This is a genomic window from Limnohabitans sp. Rim47 (assembly GCF_001517545.1).
Lineage (GTDB): Bacteria > Pseudomonadota > Gammaproteobacteria > Burkholderiales > Burkholderiaceae_C > Limnohabitans_A.
The window spans coordinates 280,112-295,601 of the sequence record NZ_FBYA01000001.1; the positions used below are offsets into that span (position 1 = coordinate 280,112).

Sequence of the window (15,490 nt, forward strand, 5' to 3'; positions counted from 1 at the left end):
CCAAACTGTGGCCGCAGGCGGCACAGCAAGCCCAGCGCTTAGCCCGGCAGACTTGGGCAAGATTGGCCTGGCCAACGTGACCCCCGAGAACTTGGACGCCGTGCTGGCGGCCATTGCCGGCAAAGACAACGGCGGCGGCGAAACCGACAGCTTGGGTGAACTGCAAACGCTGATCAACGGCTTGAACACCGCTGCAGCCAACCTGGGCGTGTTCGCCGAAGCCAACACCCAGGGCCTTGCTACACCGACAGGCACCGTGCCTGTCTTGGCCAACTACACCGCCGCAGGTGTGACGGGCGTGACCGATGGTGCCAACGGCAACATCAGCGCGATCAACGACGCACTGGCCAGCGCGGCAGTGACGGGTGCCAAGGCGGACACCCCTGCAGAGCTGCAAGCGATTGTCCAACTACACCGCCGCAGGTGTGACGGGCGTGACCGATGGTGCCAACGGCAACATCAGCGCGATCAACGACGCACTGGCCAGCGCGGCAGTGACGGGTGCCAAGGCGGACACCCCTGCAGAGCTGCAAGCGATTGTGGACGCGTACAAAGCGATCTTGGCCGAAGCCAACGACGCCGACAACACAGCAGGTGATGGCACAACAGATGCCACCCCGACCGTTGACCCGACACCAGCTCAATACGCTGTCATCGGTGCTGACATTGGTGCAGCGGCGACAGACGCAGACAACCTGGCCTTGCTCAACGACATCGTGGGCGGCAAGCAGTTTGCAGACGTGGACACGATCGCCGAGATCAACGAGTTGGCCCGGATTGCCAACGCGATCCAAACTGTGGCCGCAGGCGGCACAGCAAGCCCAGCGCTCACCGTAGAAGACTTGACCAAGATCGGGTTGTCCACCACCAGCCTGACGCCGGCCAACTTGACTGCTGTGCTGGCGGCCATTGCAGGCAAGGACAACGGCGGCGGCGAAACCGACAGCCTGCTTGAACTGCAAGCCATCATCGACAGTGTGGACACCGCTGGGCCAACCGTGGTTTCTGTGGCCTTTAACGGCACCACCGGCGCAAACGGTGGCTGGTTGAATGAGGGCGACACCGTCACCTTCACCGTTAACTTCAATGAAAACGTTTTTGTCACGGGCACACCTCAGTTGCAGCTCAACGTAGGCGGCACACTGGTGCAAGCCTCTTATGTGAGCGGCGCCGGTGGCATGGCCTTGACTTTCAACTACACCATCCAAGCGACTCAAAACGACTCGGATGGCGTCAGCATCGAAGCCAACAGCTTGGGCTTCAACGGCGGCAGCATCAAGGACAGCACAGGTAACGTGGCCATCCTGACGCATGCAGGCTCTAGCGCCACCAACCCGCAGGACTACCGAGTGGACACCACCGCGCCCGTCATCACCGCCATGGCGACTGGTGTGGCCGACAACGAAGGCACTTACCAAGGTAACGTGGCTTCGGGCAGCACGACCAACGACACCAGCTTGACCGTGACCGGCACTCTGGGCGGCGCGAATGCCGGGGCTGCTTTGGTCTCTGGCGAAAGCCTGCGCGTGTTCGATGGCAGCACTTATCTGGGCAACGCTGTGGTCACCGTCAATGCCGGTGGCCAAAGCATCTGGAGTTTTGACGACACCCGCACACTGGCCAATAACCAGACCGTGAGCTATACCGCTCGCGTGACCGACGCGGCACTGAACCAAGCCGCTGCAGGCACGGCCTATACCGTCACGGTGGACACCACAGTACCGACTACCCTGGCGGCTGTGACTGGCCTGACCGACAACTACGGTGCCTTACAAGGCAACGTGGCCTCAGGCGGCACGACAGATGACCAATCTCTGACGGTGACCGGCACTTTGGGTGGCGCGACAGCTGGGGCCAGCTTGGCCTCAGGCGAGACCGTGCGGATCTACGATGGTGCCACCTATCTGGGCAACGCCACGGTGACCGTGGTGGGCAGTGGCCAAAGCACCTGGAGCTACATTGACACCCGCACACTGGCCAACAGCCAGACCGTGAGCTACACAGCCCAAGTGGCAGACAATGCTTTGAACCAAAGTGCGGCAGGACCGGCCTACACCGCCACGGTGGACATCATGGCGCCGGCACAACCGGCAGCGCCTACGGCTTACACCGACAACGCTGGCCCCCTGACCAACGACAACAGCACAGCGCTGACCAGCGACGACACTACGCCTGGCATCGTCGTGGGCACTGGCCTGACTACGCCCAAGCTTTACGTGGACGGCGTCTTAGTGGCGGCCACCTACAACGCGACCACGGGTACGCTCACACCGGATGTGGCCCTCACGCCGGGCGGCAACCGCGTCTTCACCTACACCGTGAGCGATGCAGCTGGAAACGAGAGCCAGCAAAGCGCTGGCCTGAGCATCAACATTGACATTGCACCGCCAGCGAACAGCGCCGCTGTGACCGGCTTGGTGGACAACGTTGGCACTGTTACAGGCAACGTGGCCTCGGGCGGCACGACAGACGACCAATCTCTGACGGTGACCGGCACYTTGGGTGGCGCGACAGCTGGGGCCAGTTTGGCCGCAGGCGAGACTGTGCGCATCTATGACGGTGCCACTTATCTGGGCAACGCCACGGTCAGCGTGGTGGGCAGTGGCCAGAGCACCTGGAGTTACATCGACACTCGCACGCTGGCCAATAACCAGACCGTGAGCTACACAGCCCAAGTGGCAGACAGCGCTTTGAACCAAACCGCGGCAGGCACGGCCTACACCGCCACAGTGGACATTACTGCGCCAGCGAACAGCGCCGCTGTGACCGGCTTGGTGGACAACGTTGGCACTGTTACAGGCAACGTGGCCTCGGGCGGCACGACAGACGACCAATCTCTGACGGTGACCGGCACTTTGGGTGGCGCGACAGCTGGGGCCAGCTTGGCCGCAGGCGAGACTGTGCGCATCTATGACGGTGCCACTTATCTGGGCAACGCCACGGTGAGCGTGGTGGGCAGTGGCCAGAGCACCTGGAGTTACATCGACACTCGCACGCTGGCCAATAACCAGACCGTGAGCTACACAGCCCAAGTGGCAGACAGCGCTTTGAACCAAACCGCGGCAGGCACGGCCTACACCGCCACAGTGGACATTACTGCGCCAGCGAACAGCGCCGCTGTGACCGGCTTGGTGGACAACGTTGGCACTGTTACAGGCAACGTGGCCTCGGGCGGCACGACAGATGACCAATCTCTGACGGTGACCGGCACTTTGGGTGGCGCGACAGCTGGGGCCAGCTTGGCCGCAGGCGAGACTGTGCGCATCTATGACGGTGCCACTTATCTGGGCAACGCCACGGTGAGCGTGGTGGGCAGTGGCCAAAGCACCTGGAGCTTCATTGACAACCGAACACTGGCCAATAACCAGACCGTGAGCTACACAGCCCAAGTGGCCGACAGCGCTTTGAACCAAACCGCGGCAGGCACGGCCTACACCGCCACAGTGGACATTACTGCGCCAGCGAACAGCGCAGCTGTGACTGGCGTGCAAGACAACTGGGGTGCCTACCAAGGCAACTTGGCCTCGGGCAGTGTGACCGATGACAACAGTTTGAGTGTGAGCGGCACCTTCGGTGGTGCGACAGCCGGTGCCAGCTTGGCCTCAGGCGAGACCGTGCGGATCTACGACGGTGCCACCTATCTGGGCAATGCCACGGTGAGCGTGGTGGGCAGTGGCCAAAGCACCTGGAGCTACACAGAGACCCGCGCGCTGGCTAATAACCAGACCGTGAACTACACAGCCCAAGTGGCCGATGCGGCCTTGAACCAAACTGCAGCAGGAGCGGCGTACACCGTCACGGTGGACACCCAGGCGCCAGCAAACAGCGCAGCTGTGACCGCCGTGCAGGACAACTATGGTGTCTTGCAAGGTAACGTGGCCTCGGGTGGCAGGACCGATGACACCAGCTTGAGCTTGAGCGGTACATTTGGCGGCGCGACAGCTGGGGCCAGCTTGGCCGCAGGCGAAGCTTTGCGCATTCAAGACAACGGCAATTTCGTGGGCAACGCCACGGTGACTGTGGTGGCTGGTGGCCAAAGTACTTGGACCTTCATCGACACCCGCACACTGGTCAACAACCAGACCCTGAGCTATGTGGCACGAACGGTGGATGTGGCACTGAACCACACCGCACCAGGCACGGCATACACGATCACGGTGGATACTGCACCGCCAGCGAACAGCGCAGCTGTGACCGGCTTGGTGGACAACATCGGTGCCTATCAAGGCAACGTGGCCTCGGGCGGCACGACAGATGACCAATCTCTGACGGTGACCGGCACCTTGGGTGGCGCGACGGCTGGGGCCAGCTTGGCCTCAGGCGAGACCGTGCGGATCTACGACGGTGCCACTTATCTGGGCAACGCCACGGTGAGCGTGGTGGGCAGTGGCCAGAGCACCTGGAGCTTCAACGACACCCGCACACTGGCCAACAACCAGACCGTGAGCTACACAGCCCAAGTGGCCGATGCGGCCTTTAACCAAACCGCGGCAGGCACGGCCTACACCGCCACGGTGGACATTACTGCGCCAGCGAGCAGCGCCGCTGTGACCGGCGTGACGGACAACGTAGGCAGTGTCACAGGCAACGTTGCCTCGGGTGGCAGGACCGATGACACCAGCTTGAGCTTGAGCGGTACATTTGGCGGCGCGACAGCTGGGGCCAGCTTGGCCTCAGGCGAGACTGTGCGGATCTACGACGGTGCCACCTATCTGGGCAACGCCACAGTTAGCGTGGTGGGCAGTGGCCAAAGCACCTGGAGTTACATCGACAGTCGCACGCTGGCCAACAACCAGGCCGTGAGCTACACATCCCAAGTGGCAGACAGCGCCTTGAACCAAACCGTGGCAGGCACGGCTTACAGCATCACGGTGGACACTGCCCCGCCATTGAACAGCGCAGCCGTGACAGGCGTGGCTGACAACGTAGGCGCTGTCACAGGCAATGTGGCCTCGGGTGGCACGACCGATGACAGCAGCTTGAGTTTGAGCGGTACATTTGGCGGTGCGACAGCTGGGGCCAGTTTGGCCGCAGGCGAGACCGTGCGCATCTATGACGGTGCCACTTATCTGGGCGATGCCAGCGTGAGCGTGGTGGGCAGTGGACAGAGCACCTGGAGCTACACCGACACCCGGACACTGGCCAATGCCCAGACCGTGAGCTACACCGCCCGCGTGGCAGACAGCGTCATGAACGAAACTGCGGCAGGCACGCCTTACAGTGTCACTGTGGAAACCAATACTTTGGATTTAGGAACAGTGTCCGGCGTCAACTTGAACCTCATTAACAAGGTCACTACGGCCAACGGCAAGGTGTACTATTTCCTTGACAATTCTGGTGATGGCATTGCTGCAGCTGGGGATGGCATCACCCACAATCTGCTGGATACCTTGCTCAATGGCGGTCCTGATACTGTGAATACGCAAACCACTGGCGCGGTCAAGGGTGTTGACGATGCCCGCACCGTTTTGGTAAATGGGTACACCTTGGTGTTGCCAACCATGACCGAGTTGCTTGCGTTGTACAACGATCCGTTGTCGAATCCGCCACCGGGCTGGATGAGCGCAAACTACTGGTCTGCGACGCTTTCGTCTCTAAACCAGCACGGCTTTGTATCTCTGCTTAACGGCAATCAGACCTTTGCCTCCGCTGATGAAAATCCCGTCTATGTGGCGTTTCAGGTGTTGTGATGCTTGTTGTGCACAAAGTGCATTTTTTGAAGTTTGAGATGTGAACTTTGAATCTGAACTTCGGCCTGTGGCCGAAGTTTGGGTGTTTTTCGACGCGCAGCATCAGGTGTTGATCAACCCGCGCTTTACAAGCGCCCTGATCGTTTTTACGGTCGACCTGGCCCAAGACCTGACACCCCTTGGGCACGGGCCATTTTTTTGCAAAGATGACATAACTGAGCAACGTTCGCGTAACAGCGACAGATAAACCATGCTGAATGACATCACAAAATACATGAGCGCAGCCAAGACGGCTGCCGATTTGGCTTTGTCGATTGGGTCGATCCAAAACATGGTGACGCGTGGTGAATTGAAAGCCATGCGAACACAGGGTGGCCACTGGCGGATTGACACCCATTCAATTGATGCGTACCGCAAAGCCCACAACTACAGAGATCGTCCCAACAGCGGCAAGATTTGCATCTTGCACCAAGGCGATGACCTAGACCCTTTGCTGGTTCAAAGCCTGGACCCTGATGCGATTCAATTGATGTTGCATCCGCTGGAATTGCTGGGCATTGAGCCCCACATCAGCGTGTTGTTCATCGATGCGCGTTACGTCTTGCAGCAAACGATGCACGAGAGAATGATCGAGGGCTTGCAAAGAAAGTACAAGTTTTTCATCTACAACAGCCAGGTGTTGCCTGAAAGCAGCCCTTTCTTGCGCATCCCTGATCTGCTGTTCGTGCCGGGCATGATCAACGCAGAGTTCATTTCTGGTTATGCCGTGGCCCAGCGGCTGGAACAAAAAACCCAGCGCGGGCCATTGAGCATGCCAGAGGCGGTAGTCAGTCCAGGTTGATCTTGGCGTAGCTGGCCACCTTTTTCCACTGCGCCATGTCGGCTTGCATGAAGCTGGCCATGCCCTGCGCATTGACCCAAGTGGGCTCGGCCCCGGCTTTTTGGATTGCGGCTTTGACTTCGGCTTGGTTGGCTACGCGCTCGAGCGCTTGTTCCAGCTTTTGCTGCACCGGGGCAGGCAAGCCTGCAGGTGCGGCCAAGCCAAACCATGCAAAAACCTGATAGCCCTTGATGCCCGCCTCCTCCATGGTGGGCACGTTGGGCAGCGCGCTGCTGCGCTGGGGCGTAGTCACGGCAATGGCCTTGAGCTTGCCTCCGTTGATCAGGCCCAAAGCCGAGGGCAGGTTGTCAAACATCATGCTGACTTCATCGGCCATGACGGCCGTCAGGCCTGCCGCTGCACCCCGGTAGGGGATGTGCGTGATGAACAAACCGGACAGGCTTTTGTAGAGTTCGGCGCTCAGGTGCAAAGAAGTGCCTTGTCCGTTGGACGCGTAATTGAGTTGGCCGGGCTTGGCTTGGATGCGGCTGCTCAGGTCGGCCACCGACTGGATGCCCGACGCCGGGTTGACCACCAGCACATTGGGCACACGGCCCAGCAGGCCGACCGGCACGATTTGCTCGGGTTTGTAAGGCAGTTTGGTGTAGAGCGCCGGGCTTATGGTGAGCGGTGGTGACGCCATCAAGAGCGTGTAGCCATCGGCTTGTGCGCGGGCCGCTTCGGCTGCGCCCAAGTTGCCACCGGCACCGGGCTTGTTGTCGATGACGATCGGTTGGCCCAGTTCTTGTGCCAGTTTGGGCGCCACCAATCGGGCCATGTTGTCGATCAGACCACCCGGTGGAAAAGGCACTACCAATTTGATGGGGCGTGCAGGCCATGCCTGAGCCAACGCGGATGTGGTCAGCAAAGGCGATACCGCGACCAAGGCGGCGGCTGCCGCAATCCAGTTTCTGCGTTGCATGAGGTGTCTCCTGATTCAGATTAATCAGGTCATCATACAAATTTTGAAAGAGCCTGACATCAGGGAGAACACGGGGCCTGACGCAGCCATCCCATCACCCACAGGGCCAGCGCCTGCCATAGGCGCTGGCTTGTCGCGTGGCTCAGTCAAATCCCCGGACCATCAGCACAGGCACAGGCGACATGCGCATCACCTGCTCTGCGCCGCTGCCCAGCAAGACGCGGCCAATGCCGCGTCGGCCGTGCGTGCCCAGCACAATCAAGTCGGCACCCCAGTTGCCCGCCTCATCGGCCACCGATTCCCCCAAACGTTGGCCGACCCGATCCACCAAGCGTGTGTCTGCTTTGACCTTGGCTGCACTGGCCAGCGCCATGCCGCTTTGCAAAATGGTGTGGCCGCTTTCGCGGGCCAGTTGAACCATCTCGCCTGAATAGGCGTGGCTACTGAGCAGTGACAACTCGTCAATGCAGTAGATGAGGCGCACTTCGGCTTGGTCTGCCTGTGCCAACTTGAGGGCATAGTCCAGCGCTTTGTTGGACGTGTTGCTGCCATCAATGGGCACCAGAATTTTTTTGAACAAAGACATCGTGGTCTCCACAAATGAATGCGACCACCGTCCCATCAGGGGGCGTGTTTCCGGGCGCATGGGGTTGATCGGCTTCTGAATGAAAAGAGCCCCCATGTTAGAAAAGCAGCCGTCGATCTGCCAGTGATCGACCGGTCAATTTGAGGCAGCGAGATGGGCTATACCGAACTGTGTAGGCATCGGCCTGACCCGCAAAAAAGCCACGCCGGTAAGCCGGCGTGGCCTGGATGAACTGCGCTGCAAGTGCGCTGTATGTGCGCTTCAAAAGCGCAGGGGCAATGGCTTACTGTGCAACCGCTTCGATGGCGATGTCGATGCGAACTTCGTCACCCACGTAAGGCGCGTATTTGCCGGCGTTGAACTCGGTGCGCTTGATGGTGGTGAAGGCGTTGGCGCCCAGCGCTGGCTTTTTCATCATGGGGTGGGGCATGGCCTGGAAGCTGGTGACCGTGAGGGTCACGGGCTTGGTCACGCCTTTGATGGTCAGCTGGCCTTCGATGGCTTTGGGCTTGTCGCCTTCAAACACCACTTTGGTGGACTTGAAGGTGGCGGTGGGGAACTTGGCGGTGTCGAGGAAGTCTTCGCCCTGGATGTGGCCATTGAAGTCTGCAAAACCGGTGTTGACCGATTTCATGTCGATCACGACGTCCACCGCGCCGGTTTTGGCTTCGGTATCCAAAACGACTTTACCGGTGGTGTTGCTGAAGCTGCTCAGCTGGGTCGAGTAGCCAAAGTGCGAGTACGAGAAACGCGGGAAGGTGTGCGAGCCGTCGACGTTGTAGGTCACGGGCGCGGCCAGGGCCGAGCCTGCGGCCACCGATGCGAAGGCCAAAGCAGCTGCGATTTTTTTGAAAGATGTCATGGGAAAGCTCCTGTTGATGAAGAAAGGTTGAGGGGGGTTGAAAGAGGGGTCCATGTCTTGGGGGGCTTACTTGCTGAGCGTCGTGGCAAGCGAGAAGTTGACCTGGATGTCGTTGGCCACCACATCGAACTTGGCCCACATGCCTTCGCCGATGGTGTAGTCGGCACGCTTGAGGGTGAAGCTGCCGGTCAGCAGGCCGTCTTTGCCTTGGGCGGTGTGTTTCATGGGGAACTTCACATCGCGGCTCAGGCCCTTGATGCTGAGCGTGCCTTGCACTTCGTATTGGTTGGGTGCAGTTTGTTTGATTTGTTTGGCGACAAAGCTGGCCTTGGGGAAGGCCGCGGCGTTGAACCATGACTTGGTCACCACCTCTTGGTCGGCTTCGCTGGAGCCTGCGTCCACGCTGGCCAGATCGACTTCAAAGCTGGCTTTGGCCTGTTCGGCTTTGGCCGGGTCAAAGTTCACTTGGGCGGCAAACTTTTTGAAGCGGCCATCCATGGCCACGCCCATTTGCTTGTAGCTGAAGGTCACGCTGCTCTTGGCGGGCACGATGGACTGGTAAGGCGCGGCTTGGGCTTGCAAACCGAGTGCGGTGGCGGTCAGGGCCAGCAGGGTTTTCAAAACGGTGTTCATGGTGTTCCTCAAAATGGCAGGGCAACGATCGGGGTTTCAGTGTCGGGCAAGACGCGAATGGGCAAGACGCTAGCGGCTTGGCAGCATGCGGCGCAGCGTGTCGTCTTTGTGAAAAAAGTGGTGAAACAAGGCCGCAGCAGCGTGGCCTGCGATCAGCAGCAGCAAGCCGATGTTCAGGGCTTCGTGTAATTCGGCCAGAGTGTGGCCCAGTTCTTTGTCTTTGCTCAGCAGGTCGGGGATGGGCAGCACGCCGAACCAGACCGTTTGCACGCCCTTGGCCGAGCTCATGAGCCAGCCGCTCAGAGGGATGGCGATCATCAGGGCGTACAGCGCAAAGTGACCCGCATGTGCCGCCCATTGCATGTGGGCGGGCATGCTGGCGGGCAGCGCGGGTGGGCGGTGCGTGATGCGCCAGGCCAAGCGCAGCCAGACCAGGGCGAACACGCTGACGCCCGCCCATTTGTGCCAAGCGTAGTACTGCAATTTGTCGGGCGACAAGGGCAGGTCGCTCATGTAAAAGCCCAGGGCCAGCAGGCCGAAGATCATCAGGGCCATCAGCCAATGCAGGCTTTTGGCGGTGCGGGTGTAGTGGGTGTTCATGGTGTATCTGTTGAAAACGATCAGTGAAAGGTGTAGCCATCCATGGCGATCACATGGTCGCTGATGCCGCGAAAAAACGCCTCTGGCTGTGCGCCATTGCCCGCAGCGCCCAAGGCGGTGAACAGGGGCAAAAGGTGTTCGTCGGTCGGGTGGGCACGCTGGCCTTCGGCTTGTTGGCGATACGCCAGCAGGCCGGGCACGTCGTGCTGCGTCATGTGGGTGTGAATCCAGTCGGCAAAGGCCTGCACATACGGGGGCGTTGCCCCGCCTTGCATGCTGACCAACATGAAATCACGCAGGTTGTGGGTGACGTTGCCCGAGGCAATGACCCAGATGTTGTGCGCGGCCAGCGAGGCCAGCGCTTGCCCGACCCGGTAAGCGTGTTCAGGCCCCAGGTGGCTTTGCACCGACAGGGGCACCACCGGAATGTCGGCATCGGGGAACATCTGGCGCAGTGGAATCCATGCGCCGTGGTCCAGGCCGCGCTGGGCGTCTTGCGCCGTGGGCAGGCCGGCGTTTTGCAAAGCGGTGACCACTTGCGCGGCCACTTCGGGGCAGCCGGTGGCGGGGTATTGCATCTGGTACAGGCGCGGGTCAAAACCGCCAAAGTCGTGGATGGTTTCGGGCCGGGTGGCAAAGCCCACCGTGGGCACCGTGGTTTCCCAATGCGGGCTGACCACCACGATGGCGCGGGGCGTGCCCAGTTGCGTTGCCAGCTGGCTCATGGCCGCACCTGCCGCACCGGGGTGCAGGGCAAACATGGGCGAGCCGTGAGGCACAAAAAGAACAGGGCGGCGGGCGGTCATGGCTGGGGGCTTGAAGGTCAGGGTTGAACGGCGTGAAGGCCCAAGGGATTTGGGCGTTGTCGATGGGGGGACTTTAGGGGGTTCAGCTGCATTGAAAAAGTAGCCAATGAGCAAATATTTGTTGCAGAATCAGCAACAATGGACAAACTCGATGCAATGCAAATCTTTGTGCGCGTGGCCGAAGCGGGCAGCTTCACCGCCGTGGCCGACCAACTGCAGGTGGCGCGTTCGGCGATCACGCGCCAGATTGCTGCGCTGGAAAAGCACCTGCGCGTCAAGCTCATCACGCGCAGCACCCGCAGCCTGACGCTCACGCCTGCGGGCTCGGCGTATCTGGAAAAGTGCCGGGTCATTTTGAACATGGTCGATGCCGCCGAGTCCAGCCTGGACGAAGAAAAGGCCGTGCCGCGTGGCCGCATCCGGCTGGGTTTGCCCATCAGTTTTGGTTTGGAGCGGCTCATGCCCGCGCTGCTGGCCTTTGCCAAGGCGCAGCCGCACATCGAGTTGATGATGGATTTTTCGGACCAGCGCGCCAACCTGATCGAAGAAGGCATTGACCTGTCGATCCGCATCACCGCCGATTTGCAGCCCGGCGACATCGTGCGGCAGTTGGGCCAGGTGCGCTTGCTCACGCTGGCTTCGCCCGCTTATCTGTCGGAGCACGGGGAGCCCAGCCACCCCGAGGCCTTGGCGCACCACGAGTGTCTGGTGTATTCGATGTCCATGAATTCGGCGACCTGGCCTTACCGGGTGGCTGGCCAGTTGCAGCAATTCCCGGTGCGCGGGCGCATCCGGGCCAACAATGGTTTGGCCCTGACCCGCGCCGCTGCCCAAGGCATGGGCATCACCTTGCAGCCCGACTTCATTGCCGAGCCGTATTTGGCGCGTGGCGAGGTGCTTGAACTGTTGCACGACTTTGCCCCGCCGCCTTTGGGCATTTATGCGGTCTTGCCCAGCAACCGCTACATCCCGCACCGGGTCAATGTGCTGCTGGAGCATCTGGCCGCTTTTTTGCGTCCGGTGTGAATGCGCCCGCCTGTCCCGTGGTTGACGGGGCTGGCCCGAAATCCAGACACAATTTGCCCACGCTTGCATTCACCCCTTTTCCCGCCTCTTTTTCTTGCATTTCAAACCCCGACTGACGGACAACGACATGACCTACCCCAACACCCAACTTTTTATCAACGGCCAATGGTGCGATGCCCAAGACGGCCGCACCTTGCCTGTGTTCAACCCCGCCACCGGCACCGAGATCGGTCGCTTGGCCCATGCCGGCGTGCCCGATCTGGAGCGGGCAGCGCAAGCCGCACAAAAAGGTTTTGAGTTGTGGCGTGATACCCCGGCCAACGAGCGCAGCGCCATCATGCGCAAAGCCGCCGTCCTGATGCGCGAACGCGCCCCGCAAATCGCCGAATTGCTGACACAAGAGCAAGGCAAACCTTTGGGCGAAGCCAAGGTCGAGGCCATGTCGGCGGCCGACATCATCGAGTGGTTTGCCGAAGAGGGCCGCCGCGTGTATGGCCGCATCGTGCCGCCGCGCAACATCAACGTGCAGCAACAGGTGCTCAAGCAGCCTGTGGGGCCGGTGGCGGCGTTCACGCCCTGGAACTTTCCCATCAACCAGGCTGTGCGCAAGATGTCCGCTGCCTTGGCCACGGGTTGCTCGATTATCGTCAAAGCCCCCGAAGAAACGCCTGCCGCACCTGCCGAGTTGATCCGCGCCTTTCACGACGCGGGCGTTCCCGCTGGCGTGATTGGTCTGGTTTATGGCACGCCCGCAGACATTTCAAACTACCTGATCGCGCACCCGCTGATCCGCAAGATCACCTTCACTGGCTCCACGCCCGTGGGCAAGCAACTGGCCGCGTTGGCGGGCCAACACATGAAGCGCGTGACCATGGAGCTGGGCGGCCACGCCCCGGTCATCCTGGCCGAAGACGCCGACATTGCGCTGGCCGTCAAGACCGCAGGCGCTGCCAAGTTCCGCAACGCGGGCCAGGTCTGCATCTCGCCCACCCGCTTTTTGGTGCACCACAAGATTGCAGACGAATTTGCCAAGCTGTTGGCCGCGCACGCCGAGTCGCTGCAGGTCGGCGACGGCCTGGTGGCAGGCACCAGCATGGGCCCGCTGGCCAACGAGCGTCGCCTGCTGGCCATGCAGGCCATCATGCAAGATGCCCGCGCCAAAGGTGCCAAGGTGCTCACCGGCGGTGAGCGCATCGGCACGCAAGGGCACTTTTTTGCGCCTACGGTGTTGTCGCAGGTGCCGCTGGATGCCGACGTGGTCAACAACGAGCCCTTTGGCCCGATTGCCGCGATTCGCACTTTCGAGAAGATCGAAGACGCGATTGCCGAGGCCAACCGTTTGCCGTTCGGCCTGGCGGGTTACGCCTTCACCAATTCGATGAAAACCGCGCACCTGCTGAGTCAGCGCCTGGAAGTGGGCATGCTCTGGGTCAACCAGCCCGCAGCACCTTGGCCCGAGCTTCCCTTTGGCGGCATGAAGGACTCGGGCTATGGCTCTGAAGGTGGCCCTGAGGCGCTGGAGGCGTATCTGACCACCAAGACGGTGTCGATTTTCAACGCCTGAACCGATCTGCGTGCTTTAGCGCGACAGCACACAGACGCGACATGGTGATTTTCGGATCATGAGGTTCCTTCAAGACAACAGGAGCCAACATGAAAAGCAACACCATCAGCCAGGCCGTGATCGCCAGCATCCTGAGCGTCACGGCCACAGCGTGGGCACAAACATCGGTGGGCTTGGGGCGTGCTGACTACAAAGACAATTGCGCCAGCTGCCACGGCGTTTCGGCCAAAGGCGATGGTCCTGTGCATTCCTTTTTGGTCAAGCCACCATCGGACCTGACCACGGTTGCCAGACGCAACGGCGGCAAGTTTCCGCAAGAGCTCATGTGGGAGGTGATCGACGGCCGCTGGTCGGGCGAATCCGGTCCGCACGGCTCGCGCGAAATGCCGGTGTGGGGCAATGAGTTCAAGGCCCGCGCCATGACCCAAACTGGCGACTCGCCACGCACGGCAGAGTGGTCCGCACGCAACCGCATCGTGTCCTTGCTCATGTACCTGGAAACGGTGCAGGTGCCTTGAACGCCAAAGGGCTTGCGCTTTGATGGCGCGGGGTTTCAGGGTGGGCTGATTTCCAGCCGTTTCAGGTCAAAGCCCGCAGTGGCCAATTTGTCCAGCAACTGCTGGACCGTCGCAGGCGGCAATTGCGGTGTGCGCGACAAGATCCACAGGTAGTCGCGTCTGGGCTCGCTCACCACCACCCACTGGTATTGCGGGTCTAGGTCAATGATCCAGTAATCGCCCCAGACCATGGGAATGAAGGACAGCCATTCGGGGGCAAAGCGCACCTTGAGCTTGGCCGAAGTCGGTCCGCCGATTTGACGGGCCACGCCCAGCGCTTCGCGCCATTCGCCCTTGTCGGTTTTGCAGCGGTTGAGCACCTGCACCCGACCGTCGGGCTGCAGGCTGTAAGTGGCTTGTGTGCTGCTCACGCATTGCTTTTGAAACCAGTTGGGGTATTTGGCGATCTCATGCCAAGTGCCCATGTAGCGCGGCACGTCCACCGAGGGCACTGTGGCCAGTGGCGTCACGGCGTTCTGGGCGTGACAGGCCGCAGCCCAAGTGCCCAGACAGACCAGTGCAGAAAGAGCGCTTGCGCGCAAAGCTTGTTTCATGGGGGTGTGTTTCATGTCCGTAACGGGCTTAGTTGCGCAGCCCTTTGACCAAGGGCTGCGCCAGGCGTTCGCCTTCATGCTGCCAAAAGTCAGCGGGCGCACCCTGAATGCGCACAATGGCGTTGCCCATGTGTGTGGCCGCTGCTTGCCGGGCGGCTTCTGCGTCGCCTGCCTCCACCGCTTGCAAGATGGCGTGGTGCTCGGTTTGCACTTCGACAGCAAAGTCGATGCGTCGGGCTTCGTTGGCCCGCGTCACTTGCGTGGCCCCGTGCAAAAACTGGCCCAGGTATTCCAGCGTCTGGATCAAAAACGGGTTGCGTGTGGCGTCGGCAATGGCCCGGTGAAACTTCACGTCTTCGGCCACGCCGTTGCCTCCCGCTTTCACGGCAGTGTCCAGCGCTTTGACGGCTTGTTGAATGGCGCGAATGTCACGGGCGTTGCGCCGCTGGGCGGCCAATGCGGCCACTTCGGCTTCCAGTGCCCGGCGCACCTCGACCATTTGAATCACCGCTTCTTGCGAGGCCGCATGGCGAGCCTCGAAGTTGAGCGGCGCGAAGGGCAGTTTTTGGTTGACAAACACCCCGCTGCCCTGGCGCGAGTCGACCAAGCCCAAGGACTTGAGGCGCGACACCGCTTCGCGCACCACCGTACGGCTGACTTGAAACTGCTCGACCAAACGGGCCTCTGTGGGCAGTTTGTCGCCCGGCATGAGGCGGCCTTGTTTGATCTCGGTGGCCAGTTGCTCGGCCACTTGGTCCGACAGGCGGGCACCGCTGGTCACGGGGGTGAAGTTTTGAGTCATGAGCTTGT

The 15,490-nt window shown here is 60.9% G+C and carries 13 protein-coding genes; 5 read left to right on the forward strand and 8 right to left on the reverse strand.

The window, feature by feature from the left end:
* Positions 1–401: 401 nt before the first annotated feature.
* Positions 402–5,690, forward strand: a complete 5,289-nt coding sequence (locus BN3544_RS01245; RefSeq protein ID WP_156417348.1) for a beta strand repeat-containing protein — start codon at positions 402–404, stop codon at positions 5,688–5,690.
* Between the two features lie 250 nt (positions 5,691–5,940).
* Positions 5,941–6,531: a helix-turn-helix domain-containing protein gene (locus tag BN3544_RS01255; protein ID WP_019431044.1), complete on the forward strand. Its 591-nt coding sequence runs from the start codon at positions 5,941–5,943 to the stop codon at positions 6,529–6,531.
* On the opposite strand, the gene BN3544_RS01260 is transcribed toward BN3544_RS01255, so the two are convergent.
* The 6 genes from BN3544_RS01260 to BN3544_RS01285 all read right to left on the reverse strand — a co-directional run bounded on the left by BN3544_RS01260 (position 6,518) and on the right by BN3544_RS01285 (position 10,979).
* Positions 6,518–7,492 carry a Bug family tripartite tricarboxylate transporter substrate binding protein gene (locus BN3544_RS01260; RefSeq protein ID WP_019431045.1) on the reverse strand — a complete coding sequence of 325 codons (975 nt, stop codon included), beginning with the start codon at positions 7,490–7,492 and terminating at the stop codon, positions 6,518–6,520. The genes BN3544_RS01255 and BN3544_RS01260 overlap by 14 nt on opposite strands.
* Positions 7,493–7,634: 142 nt before the next feature.
* Entirely contained in the window at positions 7,635–8,078 is a 444-nt protein-coding gene (locus BN3544_RS01265; protein WP_231733880.1) for a universal stress protein, read from the reverse strand.
* A gap of 283 nt (positions 8,079–8,361) precedes the next feature.
* The gene (locus BN3544_RS01270) at positions 8,362–8,940 is read right to left on the reverse strand and encodes a YceI family protein (RefSeq protein WP_026036845.1); all 579 of its coding nucleotides are present in this window, start codon (positions 8,938–8,940) and stop codon (positions 8,362–8,364) included.
* Positions 8,941–9,006: 66 nt separating this feature from the next.
* The gene (locus BN3544_RS01275; protein ID WP_019431048.1) at positions 9,007–9,573 is read right to left on the reverse strand and encodes a YceI family protein; all 567 of its coding nucleotides are present in this window, start codon (positions 9,571–9,573) and stop codon (positions 9,007–9,009) included.
* A gap of 69 nt (positions 9,574–9,642) precedes the next feature.
* The gene (locus tag BN3544_RS01280) at positions 9,643–10,173 is read right to left on the reverse strand and encodes a cytochrome b (RefSeq protein ID WP_019431049.1); all 531 of its coding nucleotides are present in this window, start codon (positions 10,171–10,173) and stop codon (positions 9,643–9,645) included.
* Positions 10,174–10,193: 20 nt separating this feature from the next.
* Positions 10,194–10,979, reverse strand: coding sequence for a DODA-type extradiol aromatic ring-opening family dioxygenase (locus BN3544_RS01285; RefSeq protein ID WP_019431050.1), 786 nt, complete (start codon positions 10,977–10,979; stop codon positions 10,194–10,196).
* A gap of 138 nt (positions 10,980–11,117) precedes the next feature.
* On the opposite strand from BN3544_RS01285, the gene BN3544_RS01290 reads away from it, so the two are divergent.
* The 3 genes from BN3544_RS01290 to BN3544_RS01300 all read left to right on the forward strand — a co-directional run bounded on the left by BN3544_RS01290 (position 11,118) and on the right by BN3544_RS01300 (position 14,087).
* Entirely contained in the window at positions 11,118–12,005 is an 888-nt protein-coding gene (locus tag BN3544_RS01290; RefSeq protein WP_019431051.1) for a LysR family transcriptional regulator, read from the forward strand.
* A gap of 127 nt (positions 12,006–12,132) precedes the next feature.
* Complete coding sequence (locus tag BN3544_RS01295) at positions 12,133–13,569, forward strand: NAD-dependent succinate-semialdehyde dehydrogenase (RefSeq protein ID WP_019431052.1); 1,437 nt, start codon at positions 12,133–12,135, stop codon at positions 13,567–13,569.
* Positions 13,570–13,658: 89 nt separating this feature from the next.
* Positions 13,659–14,087 carry a c-type cytochrome gene (locus tag BN3544_RS01300; RefSeq protein WP_019431053.1) on the forward strand — a complete coding sequence of 143 codons (429 nt, stop codon included), beginning with the start codon at positions 13,659–13,661 and terminating at the stop codon, positions 14,085–14,087.
* 35 nt (positions 14,088–14,122) lie between these two features.
* Here the strand turns inward: BN3544_RS01300 and BN3544_RS01305 are convergent, their stop codons facing one another.
* Both BN3544_RS01305 and BN3544_RS01310 read right to left on the reverse strand, forming a co-directional pair.
* A complete protein-coding gene (locus BN3544_RS01305) occupies positions 14,123–14,680 on the reverse strand; it encodes a lipocalin family protein (RefSeq protein WP_231733881.1) in 558 nt (185 codons plus the stop codon).
* 28 nt (positions 14,681–14,708) lie between these two features.
* The gene (locus tag BN3544_RS01310) at positions 14,709–15,482 is read right to left on the reverse strand and encodes a FadR/GntR family transcriptional regulator (RefSeq protein ID WP_019431055.1); all 774 of its coding nucleotides are present in this window, start codon (positions 15,480–15,482) and stop codon (positions 14,709–14,711) included.
* Between the last annotated feature and the right edge of the window lie 8 nt (positions 15,483–15,490).

Coding starts and splice junctions, on each gene's coding strand:
- BN3544_RS01255 (WP_019431044.1), top strand. CDS start 5,941: ATGCTGAATGACATCACAAAATACATGAGCGCAGCCAAGACGGCTGCC.
- BN3544_RS01260 (WP_019431045.1), bottom strand. CDS start 7,492: ATGCAACGCAGAAACTGGATTGCGGCAGCCGCCGCCTTGGTCGCGGTA.
- BN3544_RS01265 (WP_231733880.1), bottom strand. CDS start 8,078: ATGTCTTTGTTCAAAAAAATTCTGGTGCCCATTGATGGCAGCAACACG.
- BN3544_RS01270 (WP_026036845.1), bottom strand. CDS start 8,940: ATGACATCTTTCAAAAAAATCGCAGCTGCTTTGGCCTTCGCATCGGTG.
- BN3544_RS01275 (WP_019431048.1), bottom strand. CDS start 9,573: ATGAACACCGTTTTGAAAACCCTGCTGGCCCTGACCGCCACCGCACTC.
- BN3544_RS01280 (WP_019431049.1), bottom strand. CDS start 10,173: ATGAACACCCACTACACCCGCACCGCCAAAAGCCTGCATTGGCTGATG.
- BN3544_RS01285 (WP_019431050.1), bottom strand. CDS start 10,979: ATGACCGCCCGCCGCCCTGTTCTTTTTGTGCCTCACGGCTCGCCCATG.
- BN3544_RS01290 (WP_019431051.1), top strand. CDS start 11,118: ATGGACAAACTCGATGCAATGCAAATCTTTGTGCGCGTGGCCGAAGCG.
- BN3544_RS01295 (WP_019431052.1), top strand. CDS start 12,133: ATGACCTACCCCAACACCCAACTTTTTATCAACGGCCAATGGTGCGAT.
- BN3544_RS01300 (WP_019431053.1), top strand. CDS start 13,659: ATGAAAAGCAACACCATCAGCCAGGCCGTGATCGCCAGCATCCTGAGC.
- BN3544_RS01305 (WP_231733881.1), bottom strand. CDS start 14,680: ATGAAACAAGCTTTGCGCGCAAGCGCTCTTTCTGCACTGGTCTGTCTG.
- BN3544_RS01310 (WP_019431055.1), bottom strand. CDS start 15,482: ATGACTCAAAACTTCACCCCCGTGACCAGCGGTGCCCGCCTGTCGGAC.